The following is a 24,391-nucleotide window of genomic DNA, read 5'->3' on the forward strand; positions in this document are numbered from 1 at the left end:
TCAGTCCTTTTGTGAAAGCTTGTGGGCCCGCAGGGCGGCCAGCCGCGCGTCGCGGCGATTCATGCGGGCGGGCAGATCCGCGGGCTCTCGCCAGTTCGCCAGGATCGCCTGGGTGGCCGGTGCCTCGTAAACGCTCGGGGGCGCCGGGTCGGCTGCGAGACTCTTGTAGAATCCGGTGTAGCGCGCGCAGTAATCGGCGATGCCGCCAGGGGCGTTGAGTTCGATCGTCTCGAACGGCCCCATGAAGCTCCAGCGCAGGCCGAGCCCGTCCGCAACGGTCTTGTCGAGATCCTGCGGGGTCACGTAGCCCTCCGAAGCCAGGCGGAACGCCTCCGCCAGCAATGCGCCCTGGAGCCGGTTGAGGATGAAGCCCTCGATCTCCTTCAGGACGGTGATCGGCACCTGTCCGATTCTCTCGTAGGTCGCCCGGGCGCGCTCCAGCACCGCGGCATCCGTCCACGGAGCGCCGGAGATCTCCACCAGCGGAATCAGGTGCGGCGGGTTCACGGGATGGCCGATCAGGCACCGCCCCCGTCCGGGAAGCCCCTCGGTGAACAGCGAGCAGCGGATCGCCGAGGATGAGGAGGCGATGATCGCGTCCGGTGGCGCCAGGGCGTCGAGTTCCGCGAACAGGGCCTGCTTCACATCGAGCCGTTCCGGCCCATTCTCCTGAACGAAACCGACGCCGTCGAGGCAGGCGCCCAGGCCGTTCGGGGCTCGGATACGGGAGGACGCCGCCTCTGGATCGGGGCACAGCCCGTTCTCGGAGAGCGTCCGCAGGCCTGCGGCGCAGAGCGGGATCGCGGCCTCGGCGACTCTGTCCGCGGTATCGAACAGGCGCACGTTCCAACCCGCGCGGGCGAAGATCATCGCCCAGGCCCGGCCGATCAGGCCGGCGCCGACGATCGCGACGCTCTCGGTCATAGCCACAGCACCTTCCGTCTCAGATCCTGGTCCTCGCGCAACAGGCGCGACTCGCCGGTCCACTGCACGCTGCCGCGCTCCAGCGCGACGGTCCGGTCCGAGAGGGCCAGCGCGAGGTCGAGGTGGTGGTCCACCAGGATGATCGCGATCTCCCGGCGCAGCCGGTCGAACGCCTCGAACAGTTCCTCGGTCACCGCCGGCGACAGGCCCTCGAAGGGCTCGTCGAGCAGGAGGAGGCGCGTGTCGCCGGAGAGCGCCCGCGCCACCGCCACCATCTGCTGCTCGCCGCCGGACAGGCGTGCGGCGTCGACGGTCCAGCGTTGCTTGAGCCGGGGGAAGAACTCCAGGACCTTGTCCTCGTCCCAATGGATACCCGCGCCGGTGAGGCGCCGCAGCCGGCCCAGACCCAGATTCTCGGCGACGCTCATTCCGGCGAACAGCGCGCGGCCCTGCGGCACGTAGCCGATGCCGAGCCGGGCGATCCGGTCCGGCGTGAGCCCGGCGATGTCCTTCTCGCCGAGGACGATCCGGCCGGCGGCCGGGGGTGCCGTGCCGATCAGCGTCTTCAGCAGGGTCGACTTGCCGGCGCCGTTGCGGCCAAGCAGGGCCACCACCTCGCCCTTGTGCACCGTCAGGTCCACGCCGTTGAGGATGTGCGACTTGCCGTAAAAGGTGTCGACACCCGCCATCGTCAGCAGCGTCTCGGACGCGGCGGCGCTGGCACGCGGCTTCGCCGCGATCGCCTCCGTCCCGGAGCCGAGGTAGACCGCCTGCACCCGCGCGTCGTCCCGGGCATCGGCCACGGAACCGTCCACCAGCACCGCGCCGTCCGCCATCACGGAGACCCGGTCGGCGAGGCGGAACACCCGGTCGATGTCGTGTTCGACGAGCAGCACCGGGATGTCGGCGGAGAGCGCCTTGATCAGGTCGCCGACGCGCTCGCGCTCGGCCGCGGCCAGCCCGGCGAGCGGCTCGTCCAGCAGCAGGACCCGCGGACGCGTGGCGAGCGCCAGGCCCATGTCGAGGAGCCGCTGCCCTCCGTAGGAGAGGCTGCCGGCCTCCGCCTGCTCGATCCCGGCGAGCCCGGTCCAGCGCAGCAGCTCGGCCGTGTCGTCGGCGATCTCCCGCAGGCGGAGCGCGTCGCGCCACGGGTTCATGTGAGCCGGGTGGCGGGCCTGGACGGCGAGCCTGATGTTCTCCTCAACCGACAGGCCGGGGAATAGGTTGGTGATCTGGAACGAGCGGCCGAGGCCGGCCCGGGTGATCGCGTGGGGCTCGAGCCCGGCGATCTCCCGGCCGTCGAGGAGGATCCGCCCGGAATTCGGCCGGAACATCCCGGAGAGCAGGTTGAACGCCGTGGTCTTGCCGGCGCCGTTCGGGCCGATCAGGGCGTGCAGCGTCCGGTCGGCCACCGCGAAGGACACGCCGCGCACGGCGGCGACCGGTCCGAAGCTCTTGCGGATATCCTCCGCGACCAGGACCGCCCCGTCGGAACGCCCCTCGGCGATGAACCGGGCGGGGACGCGGCCCGAGGCACCGGCGCGGCGGGCCGACATCGCGGCGCCCTCCCCCGGCACGCGACGGAACGGGCGCATCAGCCGGGCCGCGATCCCCACGAGCCCATCCGGCGAAAACACGATGAAGGCGACGAACAGCAGCCCGAAATACAGCAGCCAGTCGCTGGTGTAGATCGACAGGAACTCTCGGAACAGGATGTAGAACAGGGCCCCGAGGGCAGGCCCCAGGAACGAGCGCATCCCGCCGATTACCACCATGGCGAGCAGTTCGCCCGAGAACGCGATGGAGATCGGGTCGGCCGAAGTGAAGCGGTGGCTGTAGGCGGACAGCGCGCCCGCCAGCCCGGTGATCGACGCCGAGATCACGAAGGCCGCGAGCTTGTAACGGTTGGTGGCGTAGCCGAGGAAGCCGGCGCGCTGCTCGTTCTCGCGGATCGCCACCAGCACCGTTCCCATCGGCGAGCGCCGGAAGCGCCAGAGCGCGACGAGAACCAGGAAGGCGATGCCGGAGACCGCGGCGTAGTAGGCGCCGGGCTGCTGCAGCACCGCCCAGCGGTGCAGGTTGCCGATGCCATTCTCGCCGCCGGTGAGGTCCGTCCAGCGGAACGCGATGGCGTACAGCATCGCGGTGAACGCGAGCGTCAGCAGGGAGAAGTAGACACCGCGCCGCCGCAGGATCAGGGCGCCGCCGGCGAGCGCCGCGACACCGGTGATCGCCAGCGCTCCGAACAGCGGCAGGGCCATGTCGCCCGGCGCTAGGCGGGTCTGCAGGATCGCCACCGCATAGGCGCCGAGCCCGAACCACGCCCCGTGGCCGAAGGAGACGAGGCCGGTCCAGCCGACCAAGATGTTGAGGCCGAGCACGGCGAGGGCAAAGATCACCACGTCGGTGGCGGTGATCAGTGTCAGGCCGATCGCGTCGAGGGCAAACGGCAGGACGATCAGGGCGGCGAGCGCCGCCCAGAGCTGGCGGCTCTCGCGCAGGATCAGGCCGCGCTGAGGGATGGCGAGCGGCAGCGGTTCGGCGGTTCCGGACATGGGGCTGTTCCCGCTCACTCGAATCGGGCGATCTGCTCGCCGAACAGGCCGCGCGGGCGCAGCAGCAGGACGAGCACCATGAGACCGTAGACGGCTGCCTCGGTCGCGGGCGGGTAGGCATAGGCGGTGAGCCCCCGGACCACGCCGACGATCAGGGCGGCCAGCACCACACCCCAGAACGAGCCGAGCCCGCCGATCACCACCACCACGAACGCGAAGGTGAGGATCTCGGCGCCCATCGCGGGGTGAACCCCGGTCACCGGCGCCATCATGGTCCCGGCGAGCGCCGCCAGCCCGACGGCGATCGTCACCACCGCGCTCATGTACGGCCGAAGCGAGATGCCGAGTGCCGCGACCATGTCGGGGTTCTGGACGCCGGCCCGGACCACGCGGCCGAAGCTGGTGCGGGTCAGGAGCAGCCACAGGCCGCCGACGCAGGCGAGCGCCACCACCAGGATGGAGAGCCGGTAGCGCGAGTAGATCAGGTCGCCGATGAACACCTGGCCCCGCAGCCAACCCGGGATTCCGTAGGGCAGCGGGGCCGCCCCGAAGGCCATGCGCAGGGCCTGCTCGGCCACCATGGCGAGGCCGAAGGTCAAGAGCAGGCCGAGGGTCGGGTCGCCCCTGTAGAAGCGCCGGAGCAGGAACCGCTCGATCACGAGGCCGAGAACGGCCACCAGCAGCGGCGAGGCGACGAGCGCTCCGCCGAAGCCGATCGTCGGGGTCAGCACCACGGTCAGGTAGGCGCCGATGGCGTAGAATGCGCCGTGTGCGAGGTTGACGATCCCGCCGAGGCTGAAGATCAGCGACAGGCCCAGCGCGATCAGCAGGTACTGGACGCCGATCAGCAGGCCGTTGAGCACCTGCTCGAGGATGAAGACGAGCTGCATGGCCGCCTCACGCCGGGAAGGTGCAGGCGTTCTCGTCGCGGGTGGTGGCGAGCACCTCCAGGCTTTCGCCGGAACCGGGCAGCGGCCCGGTCGCCGTGAAGATGTCGTAGGGGTTCTTCACCTGGTCCGCCGGAAGCGCGGTGATCGCGTACATCTCCTGCATCAGCTCGTGGTCCCAGGGACGGAAATAGCCCTCCCGGGTCTTGGCGATGTCGAAGGTCGCACCCTTCTCCAGGTATTCCACGATCTTGGTGGAATCGGTCGACTTCAGCGCGTTCATGGATTGGGCGACGATCTTCATCGCCGTGTAGTCGCCCCAACCCTGGTTCTCCGGCGGCTTCTTGTACTTCGCCCGGAACGCCGCCACGAATTTCTGGGCCGAGGGCGAGTCGATCCGGTGGTGCCACACCACCGGCCAGGTGCCGAGGAAGTTGCCGGGGCCGGCGCCCCAGGCCAACGCCGTATCGAAGCCGAAGCCGGCGACCGGAAATGGCAATCCGAACTCGCTGTACTGCTTGAGGAAATTGGTGATCTGCGCGCCCGCGAGGTTGCAAATCACGAGGTCCGGCCGGCTCTGGCGCAGCTTGAGCAGGAACGGCGAGAAGTCGGTGAGTTCGGTGGGGATCAGGTCCTCGCCCGCAAGCGTCGCCTCGTTCGCGGTGAAGAACTTCTTGGCCTGCTTGAGGAGGTCGTGACCGAACGCGTAGTCGGCGGTCAGCGCGTAGACCTTCTTGCCCTTGATCAGGCCCTTCTCCACCAGCGCCCGGCCCGCCGCGCGGACCATCATGGTGTTCTGCGCCTCCACGTGGAACAGGTAGCGCTTGCAGTCGGAACCGCGCAGCGCGTCCGAGTTCGCGCCGGTGTTGATGAAAAGCACCTTCTCGCGCTGCGCCACCTGGCTGATCGCCAGAGCCGAGGCGGAGTTGATCTCGCCGACCAGGCAGGCGACGCGGTCGCGCTGGACCATGCGCTCGGCCTTGGCCGACGCGGTCTGCGGATTGACGCTGTCTTCGGCCAGCAGCTCGACCTTCCGGCCGGCGATGCCGCCGGCGGCGTTGATCTCCTCGACGGCGAGCTGCGCGGCCTGAACGGCGAACTCGCCCAGGGGCCCGAGGAAGCCGGTACGGGGGGTCAGGTGGCCGATCCGGACCACGTCCGCCTGCCCCTGGGACAAGGCCGGGCTGGCGAGCGCCGGTGCGATGAGAGCCGCGCCGCCGGCTCGCAGCAGGCCGCGGCGAGAGAGAGAATCCCCGAACCGATCCGTCATCGTTCCGCTCCCGTGCGTTTCCTCCAGCCGGGCATTCTTGATGGGCTCTGACGGCCCTCACCCAAACTGTGATCACAGATCACTAGCGCGATAGTGCCAGATCCGTCTAGTGTCGGCACATGAGTTCCATGTCGGCCCTGGCCGAATTACCCCAGCTCGAGCGGCGCACCCTCGCCGACACCGCGTACGAGGCCCTATCGGACCTGCTTGCGTCCGGCCGACTCGCTCCCGGCGACCGGTTGTCCCTGCGCCAGAGCGCGGCGGCGCTCGGCGTCTCCGTGATGCCGGTGCGCGAGGCGGTGAGCCGCCTCGTCGCCGACGGCGTCCTGGAGGTGGCCCCGACCCGGGCGATCCGGGTGCCGATCATGACGGCGCAGGATTTCCAGGCGCTGGCCGAGACCCGCATGGCCGTCGAGGGCATGGCCGCGGCGCGCGCCGCGGAGCGCCGGAGCGAACCGGAACTCGGCGCGATCCGACGGGCCGAGGCGGCGTTCCGCCGGGAGGCCGCATCCGCGCAGCCGGACAGCACCCTGGCCGTCCGGCTCAACCGCGACCTGCACTTCGCGATCTACGCGGCCTGCGGACTGGAGCCTCTGCACGCGATCATCGCCCGGCTGTGGCTGAAGGCCGGCCCGGTCATCAACCTGGACCTGCGCGCACATCCGGAACGGCTGCTCCAGGGGTTCGCCCTGCGCCGGCATGCCGAGGCGCTGGCGGCGATCGAGGCGCGGGACGGTGCCGCTGCCGCCGCCGCCCTGGCCGCGGACATTCGCGAGGCGGCCGACTTCATCCTATCCCGCGGAGGGCTGCGGGACGCATAGTTTTGGTGCGCATCGGCTTCATCCAAAAGGCGACGAACGCCTCTGAAGCGATGCCTGGACGGGAGGAACGACCATGGATCTCGGAATCGCCGGCCTGCGCGTGCTCGTGACCGCGGGCGCCGCTGGAATCGGACGCGGCATCGTCGACGCCTTCCTCGAGGAAGGCGCGCGGGTCTTCGCCTGCGACATCGACCAGGAGGCCCTGGCCGCCCTTCCCGGGGCGGTCGGGCGCTGCCGGACCGACGTCGCCGACCGGGACGCGGTCGGCACCATGATGGCGGCAGCGGTCGAGCATCTCGGCGGCCTCGACGTGCTCGTCAACAACGCCGGCATCGCCGGGCCGACCGGGCGTGTCGAGGAGATCGCCCCGGAGGAATGGGACCGCTGCCTGACGGTCTGCCTGACCAGCCAGTTCAACTGCGCGCGCCTTGCGGTGCCCCACCTGCGCGCGAGCAGCAACGGCTCGATCGTCAACCTGTCATCGGCGGCCGGAAAGTTCGGCTTCGGCCTGCGCAGCCCCTACGCGGCGGCGAAATGGGGCGTGATCGGCTTCACCAAGTCCCTCGCGATCGAGCTGGGCGAGGCGGGCATCCGGGTGAACGCGATCCTACCCGGGCTGGTGGCCGGCGACCGGCAGCGCCGGGTCCTCGAGGCCAAGGCGCAGCAGCAGGGCACGAGCTTTGCCGAGATGGAGGCGCGCGCCTTCTCGTTCGTGTCGGTGAAGGACTACGTCACGGCCCGGCAGCTCGCCGACCAGATCCTGCTGCTGTGCTCGCCGCGGGGCCAGACGATCTCCGGGCAGGCGATCGCCATCGACGGCGACACGCGGATGTTGTCCTGAACCCCTGCGGCACGGGTTACGCCGCGGATCGGATCACGGCAGATTGGCGAACAGGCGGCACCACGACCGCGCGATCGGGAGGAACGGGCGCATGCGTCTCGCGGGCAAGACAGCATTGGTCACGGCCGCCGGCCAGGGCATCGGCCAGGCGAGCGTCCTGGCGCTGGCGCGCGAGGGCGCGCAGGTGCTGGCCACCGACGTCCGGGCCGACGCACTCGGAACCTTCGAGGGCGTAGCCAACGTCACCACCGCGCCCCTCGACGTGCTCGACCGGGCGCAGATCGAGGCCTTGGCCGGCGGGCTGGACCGGATCGACGTGCTGTTCAACTGCGCGGGCTACGTCCATGCCGGCACGGTGCTCGATGCCAGCGACGCGGATTTCGACTTCGCGGTGAATCTCAACGTCCGGTCGCAGTTCTGGACGATCCGCGCGGTCCTGCCACGGATGCTCGAGGCTGGCGCCGGGAGTATCGTCAACATGGCGAGCGTCGCCGGCTCCCTGCGTGGGCTGCCGAACCGCTTCGTCTACGGGCTGACGAAGGCCGCGGTGATCGGCCTGACCAAGTCGGTGGCGGCGGATTACGTGGGCCGCGGCATCCGCTGCAACTGCATCTGCCCCGGCACCGTCGACACGCCCTCGCTTGCGGACCGGATCAACGCGTTCGACGATCCCGTGGAGGCCCGCAAGGCCTTCATCGCCCGCCAGCCCATGGGTCGGCTGGCGACGGCCGAGGAGATCGCCCCGCTGGTGGTGTTCTTGGCGAGCGACGAGGCCGCCTTCGTGACCGGCCAGAGCTATTCCATCGACGGTGGCATGACGATCTGAGGATTCGACCATGAGCGAGAAGCGCCGCGTATCTCCCGCCGACCTGCGCTCGAAGGCGTGGTTCGACAATCCGCACAATCCGGGCATGACCGCGCTGTACCTGGAGCGCTACCTGAATTTCGGGCTCACGCCCGCGGAGCTGCGCTCGGGCAAGCCGCTGATCGGGATCGCCCAGACGGGCTCCGACCTGTCGCCATGCAACCGGCACCATCTGGAACTGGCCAAGCGCGTGCGCGACGGCATCACGGCGGCCGGGGGCGTCGCCTTCGAATTTCCGTGTCACCCGATCCAAGAAACCGGCAAGCGGCCGACCGCCTCCCTCGACCGGAATCTCGCCTACCTGTCGCTGGTCGAAGTCCTGTACGGCTATCCGCTGGACGGCGTCGTGCTGCTGACCGGTTGCGACAAAACCATGCCGGCCTGCCTGATGGCCGCCGCCACCGTGAACATCCCGGCGATCTCACTCAATGTCGGGCCGATGCTCAACGGCTACTTCCAGAAGGAGCTGACCGGCTCGGGCACGATCGTCTGGAAGACCCGCGAGCGGCATGCCGCCGGCGATATCGACTTCCAGCAGTTCATGGACATCGTCGGCTCGTCGGCCCCGTCCACGGGCCATTGCAACACCATGGGCACCGCCTCGACCATGAACGCGCTGGCCGAGGCACTGGGCCTCGCCCTGCCCGGCTCGTCGGCGATCCCCGCCCCCTATCGCGAGCGCGGGCAGGCCGCCTACGCCACCGGGTTGCGCATCGTCGACATGGTCTGGGAGGACCTCAAGCCGTCCGACATCCTGACCCGGGAGGCGTTCGAGAACGCCATCGTGGCCAACGCCGCCATCGGCGGCTCGACCAATGCGCCGATCCACATCAACGCCATCGCCAAGCATATCGGCGTGCCGCTCTCCTGCGACGACTGGGAGCGGGTCGGCTTCGAGATCCCGCTGCTGGTCGACATGCAGCCCGCCGGCCGCTGGCTCGGCGAGGAGTATTTCCGGGCGGGCGGCCTGCCCGCCGTGTTCGCCGAGCTGATCGACGCCGGGAAGGTCCACACCGAGGCCCCGACCTGCAACGGCTTCACCGTCGGCGAGAATTATCGCGGGCGGCACAGCTGGAACCGCGACGTGATCCGGGCCTACGCGACACCGCTGATGGAGCGGGCGGGCTTCCTCAACCTCAAGGGCAGCCTGTTCGATTCCGCGATCATGAAGACCTGCGTGATCTCGGAGGAATTCGCCGCCCGCTACCTGCGCAACCCCGAGGACCCGATGGCGTTCGAGGGCCCCGTCGTCGTGTTCGACGGGCCGGAGGATTATCACCACCGCATCGACGACCCGTCGCTCGGGATCGACGAGAACACCGTCCTGATCATGCGCGGCGCCGGTCCGGTGGGATATCCCGGCGCCGCCGAGGTGGTGAACATGCAGCCGCCGGGGGAACTGATCCGCCGCGGCGTGACCTCCCTCCCCTGTATCGGCGACGGCCGCCAATCCGGAACCTCGGGAACGCCCGCGATCCTCAACGCCTCGCCCGAGGCGGCGGTGGGCGGCGGCCTGGCGCTGCTGCAATCCGGCGACCGGGTCCGCATCGACCTTAATACGCGCCGGGCCGACATCCTGCTCCCGGCCGAGGAACTCGCCCGCCGCCGCGCGGACCTGGCGTCCCGGGGCGGTTTCCCATTCCCGGCCACGCAAACGCCCTGGCAAGAGATCTACCGCGACCAGGTGGCGCAGCTCGACGAAGGCATGGTGCTGAAGGGTGCCGTGAAGTTCCAGAAGGTAGCGCAGGCGTCGGGCGTCCCGCGGGATAACCATTGACGGGACTTGCCGCCAAGATCGAGCGATGACGGCTTGATACGCAAAAAGGGGCGGCGGTACGCGGGACGAGGCGTTTAATTAAATCTGTGTTCTCGTAGATCTTTTCCGCTCCGTCGAAACGAATATTCACAATGTCATTCCGGGGCGCCGCAGGCGAGCCCGGAATCCAGAAACACCAACCGTGCAAGTTGCTGCGCCGTTGGTGGTTATGGACCCAGGGCTCCGCCAAGCGGCCCCGGGGTGACGCGGTGGATGCGGGGCGTCCAATCGATCCGTAGACAACGATATTGGCAGGGTGTGCCTAAAGGCCTCTCCCTCAACCAGCCGTTCCCTCTCTCGTGAATTTTGAATACGATCGCTCCATGGGCGGGGACGCGCCTTCGGGAGGGATCGGCCGTGACGCAAGCCAAGGCTCGAACTGCGGCATCGCCGCGGGCGGCGGCACGCCTGGATGGCGGAATGGCGCGCAAACTCGCCGAGCAACTTCAGGGCGAAGCGCGGTTCGATGCGTTCACCCGCGGCCGCTACAGCACCGACGCGTCGATCTACCAGATCATGCCCGCCGGCGTGGTGCTGCCGCGCTCGGCCGCGGATATCGCTGCGACGCTGCGGATCGCCGCCGATCACGGCGCCCCGGTGATCCTGCGGGGCGGCGGCACCTCTCAGAACGGGCAGCCGATCGGCTCCGGCCTCGTCGTCGATTGCTCGCGCCACTTCAACGGCGTCCGCGCCTACGACCCCGAGGCCGGCACGATCACCGTCGAACCCGGCATGGTGCTGGAGCGGCTCAACACCCGCGTGAAGGCGGACGGCTGGTTCTTCCCGGTGGAGCCCTCGACGGCGACCCGCTGCACCATCGGCGGCATGGCCGGCAACAATTCCTGCGGCGCCCGCTCGCTGCGCTACGGCAAGATGAGCGACAACGTCCTGGCGATCGACGCCCTGCTTCCCGGCGGCGAGGCGTTCGGCTTCGGCCTCACCGGCAACGCGGTCACTGGTGTCACGGGCGCCAGCCACGCGGAAGCCTTGGCGGGCCGCATGCGCGCGCTGGCCGAGAGCCATCGCGACGAGATTGAAGCCCGTTATCCGAAGGTCCAGCGGCGTGTGGGGGGATACAACCTCGACGCGCTGATCGAGCCGCGCCCGAACCTCGCGCATCTGCTGGTCGGCTCGGAAGGAACGCTCGCCGCGACGACCTCGGTCACCCTCAAGCTGTCGCGCCTGCCCGCGCACCGGGTGATGGGCGTCTGCCACTTTCCGTCGTTCCGGGCCGCCATGGAGACGACCCAGCACATCGTGGCGCTCGATCCGGTGGCGGTCGAGTTGGTCGACAACAACGTGCTGGTGCTCGGCGCCGACATCCCGCTGTTCCGCGCGACGCTGGCAGACATCACCCGCGGCAAGCCGAACTGCCTGCTGCTCGCGGAGTTCGCCGGGGACGACCTCGCTGCCCTGAAGCGCGACCTGAAGCGCCTGGACGCCTGCATGGCCGACCGCGGCCATGCCGACGCGGTCGTGGAGATCCTGGAGCCGGCGCGCCAGCGCTCCGTGTGGGAGGTGCGCGAGGCCTGCCTCAACATCATGATGTCGATGAAGGGCGACGCGAAGCCGGTCTCGTTCATCGAGGATTGCGCGGTGCCGCTGGAGCACCTCGCCGACTACACCGATGCGGTCACCGCGGTGTTCACCAAGCACGGTACCCGCGGCACCTGGTATGCCCACGCCTCCGTAGGCTGCCTCCATGTCCGACCGATCCTGGACATGAAGGACGGGGGCGACGTGACGCGCATGCGCGCCATCGCGGAGGAGACCTCCGAACTGGTGCGCCGGTACAAGGGTTCCTATTCCGGCGAGCACGGCGACGGCATCTCACGCTCGGAATACATCGCGCCGCTGTTCGGACCGGTCCTGACCGGCGCGTTCGAGACGGTGAAGGACGCGTTCGACCCCGAGAACCGGCTCAATCCCGGCAAGATCGTCCGGCCGCTGAGCATGGACGACCGGAGCCTGTTCCGGTTCAAGCCCGACTACGCGATGACCGAGCCCGTGAAGCCCGCCCTCGACTGGTCGGACTGGGGCGGCTTCGGCTCGGCGGTCGAGATGTGCAACAACAACGGCACCTGTCGGAAGCTCGCCGGCGGGGCGATGTGCCCGTCCTACCGGGCGACCCGCGAGGAGGAGCACCTCACCCGCGGCCGGGCCAATTCGCTGCGCCTCGCCATCTCGGGTCAGCTCGGGCCCGACGCCTTCACCAGCAAGGCGATGAAGCGCACCCTCGACCTGTGCGTCTCCTGCAAGGCCTGCCGGCGGGAATGCCCGACCGGGGTCGACATGGCCAAGATGAAGGTGGAGTTCCTGCACCACTACCACGCCCGCCACGGGCTGCCCCTGCGCGACCGGCTGATCGGCCTGATGCCGCATTACGCCGGGATCGCCGCCAAGCTCGCCCCGCTCCTCAACCTGCGCGACCGGCACCCGGCGCTGGCGGCCCTCTCGGAGCGGATGGTCGGTCTCTCGGCCAAGCGGTCGCTGCCGCGCTGGCGGCGCCCCTGGAGCGAGCAGGGCGAGGCGGCGCATCCCGGCGACGTGACGGGCGATTTCCGCGACATCATCCTGTTCGGCGACACCTTCAACCGCGCCTTCGAGCGGGAGAACCTGGAGGCGGCCGAGCGGGTGCTCCGGGTGGCGGGATACCGGCTCCACCGGGTCTATCCGACCCGGGGGCGGCGCCCGCTCTGCTGCGGTCGGACCTGGCTCGCCTCCGGCCAGACCGACCGCGCCCGCGCCGAGGCACGCCGGACCCTCGATACGCTCCTGCCGTACATCCGGGCCGGCGCCCGCGTGGTCGGCCTGGAGCCGTCCTGCCTGCTGACCTTCCGGGACGAGTTTTCCGCATTGCTGCCGGGCGACGAGACCGCTCTGTTGGCCCGGCAATCGCTCCTGTTCGAGGAGCTGTTGGCCGGCGATCTGGCGGCCGGGCGGATCACGCTGCCGCTCGCCGACCAGGGGGGCCGCATCGCGCACCTGCACGGGCATTGTCACCAGAAATCTTTCGGCGTGATGGGCTCGGTGGAAACGGTGCTGCGGAGCGTGCCCGGCCTCGATGTGCGGGTCATCGAATCCAGTTGCTGCGGCATGGCCGGGGCGTTCGGCTACGGCGCCGAGACGATCGACACCTCCTTCGCGATGGCCGAGCTGTCCCTCTTCCCCGCCCTGCGCGCGGCCGGGCCCGGCGACATCGTGGTGGCCGATGGAACGAGCTGCCGTCACCAGATCCACGACGGCCTCGGCCTGCGCGCGGAACACGTGGCCCGCCTCCTCGATGACGCGCTCGTGCATGCCCCGCCGCCTCGACACTGAATTGCCGGGCACCTACACATGCACATAGGTTGCTTTGACCGTGCGTGCACCGTGGGCCCATGAACAAGATCGACCCCGGCATCGGGATCAGCCGCCGCTATCTTCACGACGAGGTGGCGGACCGGATGCGCGAACTGATCCGCTCCGGAGAGATGGAGCCGAAGGCGCGGATCAACGAAGGCGAACTGACGGAGCGTTTCGGGATCTCGCGCACGCCCCTGCGAGAGGCGATCAAGATCCTCGCGACCGAGGGCTTGCTCGAACTCCTCCCCAACCGCGGGGCGCGCGTCGCCAGCATCTCAGAGACCGAACTCGAGGAGATGATGGAGGTGATCGCCGGGCTCGAAGCCACTGCGGGCGATCTCGCCTGCCGGACGATCTCGGATTCCGAGATCGACGCGATCGAGGCCGACCACGAAGCGATGGTGGCGGCCTGGAAGGCGGGTGACGAGGCTGGATATTTCAGCCGCAACCGGCAGATCCACGAAGGCATCATGGCGGCGAGCCGCAACACCGTTCTCGCCAACATCTACGAGAGCCTGTCCGGCCGAATCCAGCGGTCGCGCTACTCCGCCCGGCAGACCCCGGATCAGTGGGCCCGGGCCGTCTCGGAGCACGAGCGCATGATCGCGTTGCTGCGCGCCCGGGACGGCACCGTCCTCGCGACCCTGATGCGCGAGCACATCCGCGGGAAAAAGTCCGTGATCGCAGCCAATTACGGGGTTGTAGAGGTCGACTGAGCCGTCATCTCGAACCAGAACGAAGCGCCCGGGGTGCGGGAATCGTTGGGGTAGAGGAACGGGATGCCGGGCCCCGGCCCGCGGGCGGCGAAGACCGCCTCCACCCGGGCGCTCGTCGCCGGATCCTGGCAGAGATACATCACCGGGGCGGTCACCCGGAACGGCGGCGCCCCGCACATCAGCATGGCGGCGAGCAGGTACTGCTCGTTGTACAGTCGGCAGTTCCACGCGGCCGGGTAGTCGTCCGGGATGAAGATGTCGTGGATCTGCACGATCACGCCCGGGGCGAGCCGGGGCATGACTTCGAAGAAGAACACCGTCACGTCGGAATTGGCGAAGGATCTGTGTGATCCGTCGAAGAAAACGATGTCCCCGGCGCGCAACTCTTCGAAGATCCGGAGGTCGCAGCCTTCGAGGGGCGTGCGAAGCGTCGTGTCGCAGAGCGCATCGATCTCGCGGCGGGGCATCGGGTCGATCGAGGTGATCGCGGTCGGCAATGTCAGCGCATCGATCGTGTAGCGGGCAAAGCACGTGGAGCAGCCGGACCCGATCTCGAGGTAGCGGGCCGGACGCTTCCAGGCGAGCATCGTCATCAGGGCGGCCGCGTCGAGGGCCGTGAACCAGGTGTTGTTCCAGTGCGGCGTCGCCGGATCGCCGATGGCGGGATCGTGGGGGACGCTGTGGAGCAGGTCGGCCTGCGCTTCCAATGCCGTCAGGAACGCGTCGTAGGCTGCGCTCTCCCGGGCCAGGACCGATCGGAGTTGGCCGTGTGGCGCGCTTCCGGGCGTCCAGCGGGAGGACGGCACCACCGGGTGGTAATCGTGGACCGTATGGCTCCAGCGGAACGGCTCGGTGCTCGCCCGGAAGATGTCTAGTCCGGCCCGGCGCCCGGCGCTTCTCACGATGTCCTTCAGCATGACCTTCCCCGATTTCTCGGGACGAACATGCCGATAGCTCAACTTCTAGTCGAGTCGGATCGGCAAGCTAAGCAATCCTCGCCGGGGTTTACGGTTAAGCTGTCCACCTGGCACGCTCAGGCGGCGCTCGGCGTCCGGAGTCCGGCCAACAGATCTGTGAAGCGGTCGCCCTGGACGATGACGTGGCTGCGCAGGGCTTCGGCCGCCGCGACTTCGTCGCCGGCCATGATCGCGGCCACGATCCCCTCATGCTCGGCCAACGATTGCGGAAGCCGCTGCCGGACCCGTAGTTGCAACCTGCGGTAGGGCGCAAGCCGACGGTGCAGCGATAGGGCCTGCTCGGCCAGGAAGGCGTTGCGGCTCGCCCGGTAGACCACCGTATGGAACACGTAATTCTCGGCGTAGTAGCTCTCGGTATCTTCCTGGGCCATCGCCGCCTTGCAGCCGGCGAGCGCCGCCTGCAGGGCCTCCGAATCCTCGGGGACCAGGCGCCGGGCGGCGAGACGGCCGCAGGCCGCCTCGATCTCCGCCATGGCCTCGAACATCGCAAGCAGGAGATATGGCTCCGGCGCGCTCACGATGGCGCCCCGCCGCGGCTTGGCCTGGACCAGGCCGGTCGCCGCCAGTTGCAGCAACGCCTCCCGGATCGGCGTGCGCGAGACGCCGAAGCGCAAAGCCAGCTGGTTCTCATCGAGGCGCGACCCGAGCGCAAGATCGCCCGAGACGATCTCGTCCTCGATCCGCTGCCTCAGGCGCTGGGCGTGACTCATCCCTCCGGTCCCTCTGCGCCGACCATGGACGCTGCCTGCCTCGGCTTCCTGAAACACCGGCCGACGTTCCGCCAGTCACATATGCTTCAGTGTTGACAAAATATACAAGAGCGTCTTTCGTGCATACAAGCGCAGCATATTAGTATTGCGACGCACAAAATTGGTGCCGCCAAGTGTGCGGTGCGGGAGAACGCCATGACGCCAACACGTCGTTCGCTGGTTGCAGCCGCCCTCGCGGCGCCCGCCATCCTGAGATTCGGCCTCGGCGCCGCGCAAGCCGCGACCGTCCTGAAGCTGTCCCACCAGTTCCCGGGCGGGACCATCGACGAGGGCGATTTCCGGGACCGGATGTGCCGGAAATTCGCCCAGGCGGTCGGCGAGCGCTCGAAGGGCGCGCTGGAGGTTCAGGTCTATCCGGGCTCCTCGCTGATGAAGACGAACGCCCAGTTCGGCGCCATGCGCAAGGGCGCGCTCGACATGTCGCTCTACCCGAGCCCCTACGCGGGCGGCGAGATCGCGGAGCTGAACATCGGCCTGATGCCGGCGCTCGTGACCTCCTACGCGCAGGCTCTGGCATGGAAGTCGGCGCCGGTGGGCCGCAAGCTCACAGAGCTTTTGGAGTCCAAGGGGATCGTGCTGGTCTCCTGGGTCTGGCAGGCCGGCGGTGTCGCCAGCCGCGAGCGGGGGCTGATCGCGCCGGCCGACGCCAAGGGCATGAAGGTCCGCGGCGGCTCCCGCGAGATGGACCTGATGATGAAGCAGGCCGGTGCCGCCACCCTGTCGATCCCGTCGAACGAATCCTACGCTGCGATGCAGACCGGGGCCTGTGACGCGGTGATCACCTCGTCCACCAGCCTGATCTCGTTCCGCCTGGAGGAGCTCGCGAAGGCGCTGACCTCGGGCCGTGAGCGCTCCTACTGGTTCATGCTCGAGCCGATCATGATGTCCAAGACGGTGTTCTCCGGCCTGCCGAAGGACCAGCAGGACCTGATCATGGCGGTGGGCGCCGAACTGGAAGCCTTCGGGCAGGCGGGCGCGAAGGAGGATGACACTCGGGTGGAGGCGATCTTCTCCAAGGCCGGCGCCAAGGTCTCGCAGCTCGACGAGCAGTCGCTGAGCCAGTGGCGCGAACTCGCCCGGGAGACCGCCTGGAAGGACTATGCCGGCCGCAACGCGAGCTGCGCGGAGTTGCTGAAGCTGGCGGAGCAGGTCGCGTGAGCCACGGCTTCGACGCCGCCACCGCGATCCCGGACGCGAAGGGCGCAGAGGAGCCGCGCCTTCCCGGCCTGCTCGGCCTGTTCGACCGGGCGCTGCGCGGCATCAACCGCGTGATCCTCGGCCTCGGCGGCCTCTGCCTCGTCGGCGCCTGCCTAGTGCTGAGCCACAGCGTCGTTGTCCGCTACCTCCTGAAGGAGCCCACCGACTGGCAGGACGAGATGGCGGTCTTCCTGATCGTCGGGGCGACCTTCTTCTCCGCCGCCGGGGTCCAGGCCAAGCGCGGTCACGTCGCGATCGAGGCGCTGACCGGGCTGCTGCCGCCGGCGGTCAACCGGGTCCGGCTGCTGCTGGTAGACGTGATCAGCCTGATGTTCTGCCTGTTCTTCGCCTGGAAGAGCTGGTCCCTCGACCACGAGGCCTGGGTCGACGGCCAGACCTCGCAATCGACCTGGGGGCCCCCGCTCTGGATCCCCTACACGCTGATGGCCGCCGGCATGAGCCTGCTGTGCCTGCAATTCGTCCTGCAGATCGCCGAGGCTCTGCTCTACGGGCCGCGGGCGGCGGGCTGGGCCAAGCCGAAGATCGGCATCGGCGCCGACGTCAACAAGGATATGCGCGACGCGCCCGCGGTCACCCCGCAGGGGCCCGATCCGATGGGCCGGACGGTCGACGCGAGGGTCAAGTGATGAGCACGGCGGCGATCGGCTTCCTGTATGCGGGAGCCACCCTCGGGGCGATGCTGTCGGGCATCCCCATCGCGTTCGCGCTCGGCGCGGTGGCGCTGGCCTTCATGGTCGCGTTCATGCCGAGCGCCTCCCTCGATACGGTCGCGCAGAACGTCTACGAGGAGATGGCCTCGATCACCCTGCTGTCGATCCCGCTGTTCATCCTGAAGGGCGCGGCGATCGGGCGGTCCCGGGCGGGCCAGGACCTCTATTCGGCGATGCATGCCTGGATGCATCGCATCCCCGGCGGCCTCGGCATCGCAAACGTCTTCGCCTGCGCGTTGTTCGCCGCCATGGCGGGCTCGAGCCCGGCGACCTGCTCGGCGATCGGCTCGGCCGGCATTCCGGAGATGCGCAAGCGCGGGTACTCGCCGGGCTTCGCCGCCGGGATCATCGCGGCCGGCGGGACCCTCGGGATCCTGCTGCCGCCCTCGATCACCATGATCCTGTACGCGGTCGCCTCGGAGCAATCCCTTGGGCGCCTGTTCCTGGCCGGGATCGGACCGGGGCTGTTGCTGGTCGCCCTGTTCGCCACTTGGGCGATGTACCGGTTCCGGTCGGAATTCACCGCCGCCAAGGCGGTGCTGGAGCGCGGCGGACCGGCCTCGCCGATCCTGGCCGACGAACAATACAGCATGGCCCAGCGCTTCTCGACGTTGCCGCGGGTGCTGCCGTTCGTGGTCCTGCTCACCGGCGTGATGGTGGCGCTCTACGGCGGCTACGCCACGCCCTCGGAGACGGCCGGTCTCGGCGGCCTGCTGGCGCTCGGCCTGATCGCCGCGATCTACGGCGTGTGGCGGTTCCGGGACGTCAGCCCGATCCTGATCGCGACGTTGCGGGAATCGACCATGCTGATGCTGATCATCGGCATGTCGCTGCTCTACGCCTACGTGATGAGCTACCTGCATCTGTCGCAATCGGCCGCGGCCGCGATCGTGGCGATGCAGCTCTCGCCCTGGGTGCTGCTGGTGACGATCCTCGGCCTGGTGATCGTGCTCGGCTTCTTCCTGCCGCCGGTCTCGATCATCCTGATGACCGCCCCGATCATCCTGCCGCCCCTCAAGGCCGCGGGCTTCGACCTGGTGTGGTTCGGAGTGGTGATGACCATCACCATGGAGATGGGGCTGATCCACCCGCCGGTGGGCCTCAACATCTTCGTCATCAAGAACATCGCCCCCGACATCCCGCTCTCGGACATCATCTGGGGCACCCTGCCCTTCGTGATCCTGATGGCGGTGGCGATCCTGATCCTGTGCCTGGTGCCGGGGATCGCCATGTGGCTGCCGGACCTGCTCCTCGCGACGACGCGGTAGCGCCGGACTTCCCAACAAACGGCGGTGCCGGTAACCTTCGCTGTGTGACCGGCGCCGCTGCCCTATATATTCGAGATGACCGACCTTCAGACCATCCAGATGCTGCACACGGCGAACGTGATCGCCGAGGACGAGATCGACGCCAGCGTCGAGGCGTTCCTCGCCGGGGCGGTGGGCGAGCCCTACCGGTTCCGCAGCGGCCACCGGCTGAACCTCGTCAAGGCGGTGCGCAGCCATCCCGGTGCCCAGGAATTCGTCGGGCGCGCCAATGTCGGCACGCAGTTGAAGCGGCCCTTCGTGCGGGCGGCGATCCTGCAGGCACGACCGTTGAAGGGGTGAAGGCGGGGCGGCGGGTTCCGAGCGTGTTCGAGGAGGCTGTGCCGGCCCGCTCAGGTCATCCTGAAGGACTTCCCGCTAAGAGCGCGTAAGATTCGGGGGGATGAGCCAAAGAGCGTGGTGGGGCTCTTCTCCCGTGCGCGCAGGCGGATCCGCCGCTCGGGCCGGGCAATACGGGGGCGGGATGGAACGTGGGTCCCCTCGCCCGCACGGAGAAGGCCGCGCGTGGCGGCCCAAAGAGGCCAGTTTTAGGACGTCGCGTTGTTCGGGATGAGGGATCCCGCACCGGTTTCCGGTGCGCAAGCCCGTGGGCGACCGCACCGAAACGCGGTGCACGGTCGGTTAAAAACCCTCGAAATCCGATCTCGCCAGACGTGGTTTTGAACTCTGGCAACGCTGCCGGCATCGCGCGTTGTACAATGCCGACACGCGCGAACCGATCCGCCTGAATTCAGCGTCCCTCGGACTTCTTAACGGCCGCCGAGACGGGGTTCTTCTGCGACGGTGCCGCCGCATTCATCTTCGGCACCGCCTTCTTGGGCTTCTTCGTCTCACGATTGCTACGCTGCTTCTCGGAGGCCATGCTGTCGATCCTTCGGTTCGAGGCGGGTGACGTGACGGCGCGGTCGCGGCAGCGATGGCCTACGGTTTGACATGCGCGATGAAGCGCCCGCGGGCCCAGAGCTCGATGCGGTGACCGTCTAGCAGGGTGGTGGCGTGGCGCTCGGCCGCGTCGTCATCCAGGGCGTCCACCGGGACGGTCGAACGGACGCTGCCATTCGGGGAGAACCGGTAGGCCTGGTAGGTCGTCGGCGCGCCGGACGGGGTGGCCGGGAATACGAGGAAGTTTGCCATGTCTTCGTCCGCCGATCACAGGCGGGGACATGCCGTCCTCAGTCACCGGAGCCTGTTGCCGCTCTTCCGGTAATGCAATGAGCCTGCGCCCAAACCGCCGCAAAAGATAGTCGCTTCGCGGCGGCGCATCCCGATTCAGCGCGGAGTTGGCTGCAGGTCAAACTGCAGCGCTTTCCCCGCCACGCCCGCATCCTCTATGAACGGCGACGCGGGTTTTCCGGATGCTTCGCTGATCTATCGGCCGCCCTCGCCACGGCCTGCGTTACCCGAAGGACACCTTCATGAGTCTTGAGACGGTCCGCGCGTTCTTCGCCGACAAGGCGCCCGACATCGCGGTCATCGAGCTGTCCACCCGCACTGCGACCGTGGTGGAAGCCGCCGCCGGCCACGGGGTCGCCCCGGCTCAGATCGCCAAGACGCTCTCGATCCGCATCGGCGATCAGGTCGCCTTGGTGGTGACCCGCGGCGACGCGCGCCTCGACAACAGGAAGGCGAAGGCCGTGTTCGGTGGCAAGGTCCGGATGCTCGATCTCGGCGAGGTCGAAGCGCTCACGGGCCACCCGGTCGGCGGGGTCTGCCCGTTCGGGCTGGCCGCGCCGCTGCCGGTCTATTGCGACGTCTCGCTCCGGGCCTTCGACGAGGTCGTCCCGGCGGCCGGCAGCACGAACAGCTCCGTGCGCATCACCCCCGGCCGCATGGCCGAATTGACCGGGGCCGTCTGGGTCGATGTCTGCCAGGAGCCCGGGTGAGCGAAGGGCTCAACGGCCACTCCATTCCGGCGTGCGCTTGCCCAGGAACGCCTCCATGCCCTCCCGAAAATCCTGGCTCATGTAGCACAGCAGGGTCAGGTCATCGCCGGGATGCGGCGCGCCATCGGCGGTCGGCTCCTCCTCGGCGAGGCGGCGCAGGCCTTCCTTGGTGGCCTGCATGGTGAGCGGCGCGTGGCCGGCGAGCAGCTGTGCCAGGGCGTCGACGCGGTCGGTCAGCGCCGCGCGGTCGTCCACCACCTCGCCGACGAGGCCGATGGACAGCGCCTCCTCGGCGCCCACGAGGCGTGCGGTGAAGATGATGTCCTTCACCCGCGCCGGACCGATCAGCCCCGAGAGCCGCTTGAGATTACCCTGGCTGAGGCAGTTGCCGAGGGTTCGGGCGATGGGGAAGCCGAATCGGGCGTCGCGTGTGGCGATCCGCAGGTCGCAGGCCGCCGCTATGGCGGCGCCACCACCCGTGCAGGCGCCGGCGATCGCCGCGATGGTCGGCACCCGCAGCCGTTCCAGGGCGCCGAGCACCCGGTCCATGAAGCGCTCGTAGCCCAGCGCGTCCTCGGCGGTCTCGAAGCTGCGGAACTGGGCGATGTCGGTGCCGGCCGCGAAGGCCTTGTCGCCGGCACCGGTGATGATCAGCGCCTTCACGGCCGGATCGGCGGCGATCGCCTCGCAACAGGTGATCAGCCCCTGGTACATCGCGAAGGTCAGCGCGTTTCGCGCCTGCGGCCGATTGAGGACGATCCGGGCGATCCCGGCCGCGTCGGTGGTGAACAGCAGCTCGTCGGTGGCGGGCGTGGCACTCATCGCTGCGTCTCCGGGTCGGGGAGGATTCAGGCCGCGGTCTCGCGGACCACGCCCCTGTCGATCAGGCCGTCGATCTCGGCGGCGGTGTAGCCCGCCTCGCCCAGGATCGCTCGGGAATGCTCGCCGAGCAACGGCGCAGGTCCGTGGACCCGACCGGGCGTGTCGGAAAACTTCACCGGCAGACCGAGCGTCTTCATGCGGCCGACCCGGCTGTGCTCGACCTCCACCACCATCTCGCGAGCGAGCGTCTGCGGGTCCCGGTGCATGGCGTTGACGTCGAGCACCGGCCCCGCCGGGACGCCCCCGGCTTCGAGGCGTCCGAGCCAGACCTCCGACGTCTCCGCGGAGAAGATCGGCGCCAGGGTGGCGGCGAGTTCGTGGCGGTTGGCCATGCGGTCGCGGTTGAGGGCGAAGCGCGGATCCTCGGCCAGGGCCTCGGCGTCGATCGCCTTGAGCATCCGCAGCCAGTTGGTCTGGTTGGCCGCCCCGATAGTGATCCAGCCGTCGGCGGTCTCGAACGCCTCGTAGGGGGCGTTCAGCGGATGGGCCGAGCCCATCGGCCCCGGGGCGATCCCGGTGGCCATGGCGATGGCCGACTGCCAGTAAGTGTGGGTGATCCCGGCCTCGAACAGCGAGGTGTCGACCGCTTGGCCCCGTCCGGTCTTCAGCCGGTGCACATAGGCCGCGAGCACGCCCATGGCGGCCAGGATCCCGGCGGTGATGTCGGTCACCGGCGGTCCGCACTTCATCGGCGGCCGGCCGGGGCCCTCCCCGGTCACCGACATCAGACCACTCATCCCTTGCGCGACCAGGTCGAACCCGGCGCGGTCGGCATAGGGTCCAGTGCGGCCGAAGCCCGAGAGCGAGCAGTAGACCAGTGCGGGAAACTCCTGCCGCAGGCTGTCGTAGCCAATGCCGAGGCGCTCCATGGTGCCGCCGCGGTAATTCTCGATCAGCGCGTCGGCCGTCCCGAGCAGCCGGCGCAGCACCGCCAAGCCGTCCGGGTTCTTGAGGTCGAGGCTCAGCCCGCGCTTGCCGCGGTTCATCATCATGTAGGCGGCGCTCTCGCCCTCGAGCGCCGGGGGGACGGTGCGGCGGGTGTCGTCGCCGTCCATCTTCTCGACCTTGATGACCTCCGCGCCCATGTCGGCGAGCATCAGGCCGCAGACCGGGCCGGCCATGATGTGAGCCAGCTCGATCACCCGCATGCCGGCGAGCGGCCCGGACCGTCCGGTCGTCTCCACCATCGCGGCGCTACTCCCCGGCCGGCGCGGGCGCCACGGGACCCACCGGCCCGGTGACGGGGTCCACGAACTCGCGCTCGGGATGCATCGTGAAGGCGAGGGCCGCCCCGAGCAGGCATAGGCCGACCGAGCCGACGAACGGCAACGTCCAGCTCCCGGTCAGGTCGACGATGAGCCCGAACACGATCGGTGAGACGATCGCAGCAATGGCCGAACCGGTGTTCATCAGCCCGCTGGCGGTGCCGGCATATTTCGGCGCGATGTCCATCGGCACCGACCAGATCGGGCCGATCACCAGCTCGGCGAAGAAGAAGCCGGAGGACAGCAGCAGCGCCACCAGGGTCAGGTCGCGGGTGAGGAACACGCCCGCCAGACTCGCGGCCGCGCCGAGGAAGCCGACCACGATCACCGACAGGCGCGCGAGCTTCACGTTGCCGGTGCGATGGAGGATCGAGTCGCTCAGCATGCCGCCGACCGTATCGCCGACGACGCCGGCGAAGAAGACCCCCGACGCGAACAGGGCCGAGTTCTTCAGGTCGAGGCCGTAATTCTCCTTGAAGAAGCTCGGAAGCCAGCCGAGGAACAGCCACAGGGTCCAGCCGTAGCAGAAATACGTGATCGTCACCGGCAGCATGCGCCGGGCAAGCGGTCCCCACGGCACCGATTGCTTCGCGCCGACCTTGCGCGGCGGCGGCAGCGCGTCGAGTTCATCGGCGGTGATCTTCGGGTGATCGGACGGATCGTCTCGGAAATACAGGTACCAGATTACCACCCATACGAAGCTGATCCCGCCCAGGATCACGAAGCTGGTGCGCCATCCGAAATGGTACATCAGGAACGCCACGATCGGCGGCGCCACGGCGTTGCCGAGCCGGGCGAAGGCGTGGGTGATGCCCTGCGCGAAGCCGCGCCGGCCCGGAGCGGTCCAGTTCTGCATGGCCCGGGTTGCGGTCGGGAAGGTCGCGCCCTCACCGAAGCCGAGCAGTACGCGGGCCAGGAACAGGCTGACGATGCCGCCGACCAAACCGGTCAGGATCGTGGCCGAGGCCCAGACCAGACCGCAGACCAGCAGCGTGCGCCGCGCCCCGAACTTATCGCCGACGGAGCCGCCGATCACCTGGAAGATCGCGTACGGGTAGGCGAAGGCCGACAGGATCAGACCGAAGTCGGTCTTCGACATGCCGAATTCGCGGATGATCTCGGCGCCGGCGGTCGCGATGTTCACGCGGTCCAGATACGTGATGAAATACATCACGCAGAGCAGGCCGAGCACGGCGTTGGTGGCGCTGACGCGCTTCAACATCGACCATTCCTCCCTCGGAAACGCCGCGTTTCGCGGTCGCCTCGCGCCCCGTCCGGAGGGACGTGCGCATTTTGGTATTCGTTATTCAAACGCCTCTTG

The 24,391-nt window shown here is 68.8% G+C and carries 22 protein-coding genes; 11 read left to right on the forward strand and 11 right to left on the reverse strand.

All coding sequences use genetic code 11. The features are described 5' to 3' along the window. Genes FVA80_RS15265 through FVA80_RS15280 form a run of 4 tightly spaced genes read right to left on the reverse strand, consistent with a single transcriptional unit; the run spans nucleotide 1 to nucleotide 5,636 of the window. The gene (locus FVA80_RS15265; RefSeq protein WP_147906906.1) at nucleotides 1-924 is read right to left on the reverse strand and encodes a 3-hydroxyacyl-CoA dehydrogenase; all 924 of its coding nucleotides are present in this window, start codon (nucleotides 922-924) and stop codon (nucleotides 1-3) included. Beyond that, the gene (locus FVA80_RS15270; RefSeq protein ID WP_147906907.1) at nucleotides 921-3,479 is read right to left on the reverse strand and encodes a branched-chain amino acid ABC transporter ATP-binding protein/permease; all 2,559 of its coding nucleotides are present in this window, start codon (nucleotides 3,477-3,479) and stop codon (nucleotides 921-923) included. The genes FVA80_RS15265 and FVA80_RS15270 overlap by 4 nt, the downstream gene beginning before the upstream one ends. Before the next feature lie 14 nt (nucleotides 3,480-3,493). Continuing rightward, nucleotides 3,494-4,369 carry a branched-chain amino acid ABC transporter permease gene (locus FVA80_RS15275; RefSeq protein ID WP_147853605.1) on the reverse strand — a complete coding sequence of 292 codons (876 nt, stop codon included), beginning with the start codon at nucleotides 4,367-4,369 and terminating at the stop codon, nucleotides 3,494-3,496. A 7-nt stretch (nucleotides 4,370-4,376) separates the two neighbouring features. Continuing rightward, nucleotides 4,377-5,636 carry an ABC transporter substrate-binding protein gene (locus tag FVA80_RS15280; protein ID WP_147906908.1) on the reverse strand — a complete coding sequence of 420 codons (1,260 nt, stop codon included), beginning with the start codon at nucleotides 5,634-5,636 and terminating at the stop codon, nucleotides 4,377-4,379. Nucleotides 5,637-5,755: 119 nt separating this feature from the next. On the opposite strand from FVA80_RS15280, the gene FVA80_RS15285 reads away from it, so the two are divergent. From FVA80_RS15285 to FVA80_RS15310, 6 genes are all read left to right on the forward strand, one after another. Next, a complete protein-coding gene (locus FVA80_RS15285; protein WP_147906909.1) occupies nucleotides 5,756-6,457 on the forward strand; it encodes a GntR family transcriptional regulator in 702 nt (233 codons plus the stop codon). A 73-nt stretch (nucleotides 6,458-6,530) separates the two neighbouring features. Then, nucleotides 6,531-7,298 (forward strand): SDR family oxidoreductase, encoded by a 768-nt coding sequence (locus FVA80_RS15290; RefSeq protein ID WP_147906910.1) that lies wholly within the window; start codon nucleotides 6,531-6,533, stop codon nucleotides 7,296-7,298. A gap of 91 nt (nucleotides 7,299-7,389) precedes the next feature. After that, the gene (locus tag FVA80_RS15295) at nucleotides 7,390-8,124 is read left to right on the forward strand and encodes an SDR family oxidoreductase (protein ID WP_147906911.1); all 735 of its coding nucleotides are present in this window, start codon (nucleotides 7,390-7,392) and stop codon (nucleotides 8,122-8,124) included. Nucleotides 8,125-8,134: 10 nt separating this feature from the next. Continuing rightward, nucleotides 8,135-9,940, forward strand: coding sequence for an IlvD/Edd family dehydratase (locus FVA80_RS15300; RefSeq protein WP_147906912.1), 1,806 nt, complete (start codon nucleotides 8,135-8,137; stop codon nucleotides 9,938-9,940). Between the two features lie 459 nt (nucleotides 9,941-10,399). Continuing rightward, nucleotides 10,400-13,300 carry an FAD-binding and (Fe-S)-binding domain-containing protein gene (locus FVA80_RS15305; RefSeq protein WP_246691965.1) on the forward strand — a complete coding sequence of 967 codons (2,901 nt, stop codon included), beginning with the start codon at nucleotides 10,400-10,402 and terminating at the stop codon, nucleotides 13,298-13,300. A 59-nt stretch (nucleotides 13,301-13,359) separates the two neighbouring features. After that, nucleotides 13,360-14,040 (forward strand): GntR family transcriptional regulator, encoded by a 681-nt coding sequence (locus tag FVA80_RS15310; RefSeq protein ID WP_147906914.1) that lies wholly within the window; start codon nucleotides 13,360-13,362, stop codon nucleotides 14,038-14,040. Here the strand turns inward: FVA80_RS15310 and FVA80_RS15315 are convergent. Together FVA80_RS15315 and FVA80_RS15320 are read right to left on the reverse strand one after the other, a co-directional pair. Continuing rightward, a complete protein-coding gene (locus FVA80_RS15315; protein ID WP_147906915.1) occupies nucleotides 14,016-14,957 on the reverse strand; it encodes a class I SAM-dependent methyltransferase in 942 nt (313 codons plus the stop codon). The two genes, FVA80_RS15310 and FVA80_RS15315, sit on opposite strands and share 25 nt — an antisense overlap. 116 nt (nucleotides 14,958-15,073) lie before the next feature. Further along, nucleotides 15,074-15,727: a GntR family transcriptional regulator gene (locus FVA80_RS15320; RefSeq protein ID WP_147906916.1), complete on the reverse strand. Its 654-nt coding sequence runs from the start codon at nucleotides 15,725-15,727 to the stop codon at nucleotides 15,074-15,076. 195 nt (nucleotides 15,728-15,922) lie between these two features. Here FVA80_RS15320 and dctP point away from each other — a divergent pair, with 195 nt between their 5' ends. The 4 genes from dctP (at nucleotide 15,923) to FVA80_RS15340 (ending at nucleotide 19,322) form a co-directional block, all read left to right on the forward strand. Further along, nucleotides 15,923-16,945, forward strand: coding sequence for a TRAP transporter substrate-binding protein DctP (dctP, locus tag FVA80_RS15325; RefSeq protein WP_147906917.1), 1,023 nt, complete (start codon nucleotides 15,923-15,925; stop codon nucleotides 16,943-16,945). Further along, entirely contained in the window at nucleotides 16,942-17,631 is a 690-nt protein-coding gene (locus FVA80_RS15330; RefSeq protein ID WP_147906918.1) for a TRAP transporter small permease, read from the forward strand. Before dctP ends, FVA80_RS15330 begins: the two co-directional genes overlap by 4 nt. After that, nucleotides 17,631-18,983 (forward strand): TRAP transporter large permease, encoded by a 1,353-nt coding sequence (locus FVA80_RS15335; RefSeq protein ID WP_147906919.1) that lies wholly within the window; start codon nucleotides 17,631-17,633, stop codon nucleotides 18,981-18,983. Before FVA80_RS15330 ends, FVA80_RS15335 begins: the two co-directional genes overlap by 1 nt. Nucleotides 18,984-19,058: 75 nt before the next feature. After that, nucleotides 19,059-19,322, forward strand: a complete 264-nt coding sequence (locus FVA80_RS15340) for a hypothetical protein (protein WP_147906920.1) — start codon at nucleotides 19,059-19,061, stop codon at nucleotides 19,320-19,322. Between the two features lie 448 nt (nucleotides 19,323-19,770). Here FVA80_RS15340 and FVA80_RS31955 read toward each other — a convergent pair whose 3' ends face one another. Further along, nucleotides 19,771-19,902 carry a hypothetical protein gene (locus FVA80_RS31955; protein ID WP_281406478.1) on the reverse strand — a complete coding sequence of 44 codons (132 nt, stop codon included), beginning with the start codon at nucleotides 19,900-19,902 and terminating at the stop codon, nucleotides 19,771-19,773. Between the two features lie 59 nt (nucleotides 19,903-19,961). Beyond that, the gene (locus FVA80_RS15345) at nucleotides 19,962-20,174 is read right to left on the reverse strand and encodes a hypothetical protein (RefSeq protein ID WP_147906921.1); all 213 of its coding nucleotides are present in this window, start codon (nucleotides 20,172-20,174) and stop codon (nucleotides 19,962-19,964) included. Between the two features lie 281 nt (nucleotides 20,175-20,455). Here FVA80_RS15345 and FVA80_RS15350 point away from each other — a divergent pair, with 281 nt between their 5' ends. Beyond that, nucleotides 20,456-20,923, forward strand: a complete 468-nt coding sequence (locus FVA80_RS15350; RefSeq protein WP_147906922.1) for a YbaK/EbsC family protein — start codon at nucleotides 20,456-20,458, stop codon at nucleotides 20,921-20,923. A gap of 9 nt (nucleotides 20,924-20,932) precedes the next feature. Here the strand turns inward: FVA80_RS15350 and FVA80_RS15355 are convergent, their stop codons facing one another. Genes FVA80_RS15355 through FVA80_RS15365 form a run of 3 tightly spaced genes read right to left on the reverse strand, consistent with a single transcriptional unit; the run spans nucleotide 20,933 to nucleotide 24,292 of the window. After that, nucleotides 20,933-21,745, reverse strand: coding sequence for an enoyl-CoA hydratase/isomerase family protein (locus FVA80_RS15355; RefSeq protein ID WP_147906923.1), 813 nt, complete (start codon nucleotides 21,743-21,745; stop codon nucleotides 20,933-20,935). A 26-nt stretch (nucleotides 21,746-21,771) separates the two neighbouring features. Continuing rightward, nucleotides 21,772-22,992, reverse strand: coding sequence for a CoA transferase (locus tag FVA80_RS15360; protein ID WP_147906924.1), 1,221 nt, complete (start codon nucleotides 22,990-22,992; stop codon nucleotides 21,772-21,774). Between the two features lie 7 nt (nucleotides 22,993-22,999). Further along, a complete protein-coding gene (locus FVA80_RS15365) occupies nucleotides 23,000-24,292 on the reverse strand; it encodes an MFS transporter (RefSeq protein ID WP_147906925.1) in 1,293 nt (430 codons plus the stop codon). Nucleotides 24,293-24,391: the final 99 nt, after the last annotated feature.

The organism is Methylobacterium sp. WL1, assembly GCF_008000895.1.
In the GTDB taxonomy this organism is placed as follows: domain Bacteria; phylum Pseudomonadota; class Alphaproteobacteria; order Rhizobiales; family Beijerinckiaceae; genus Methylobacterium.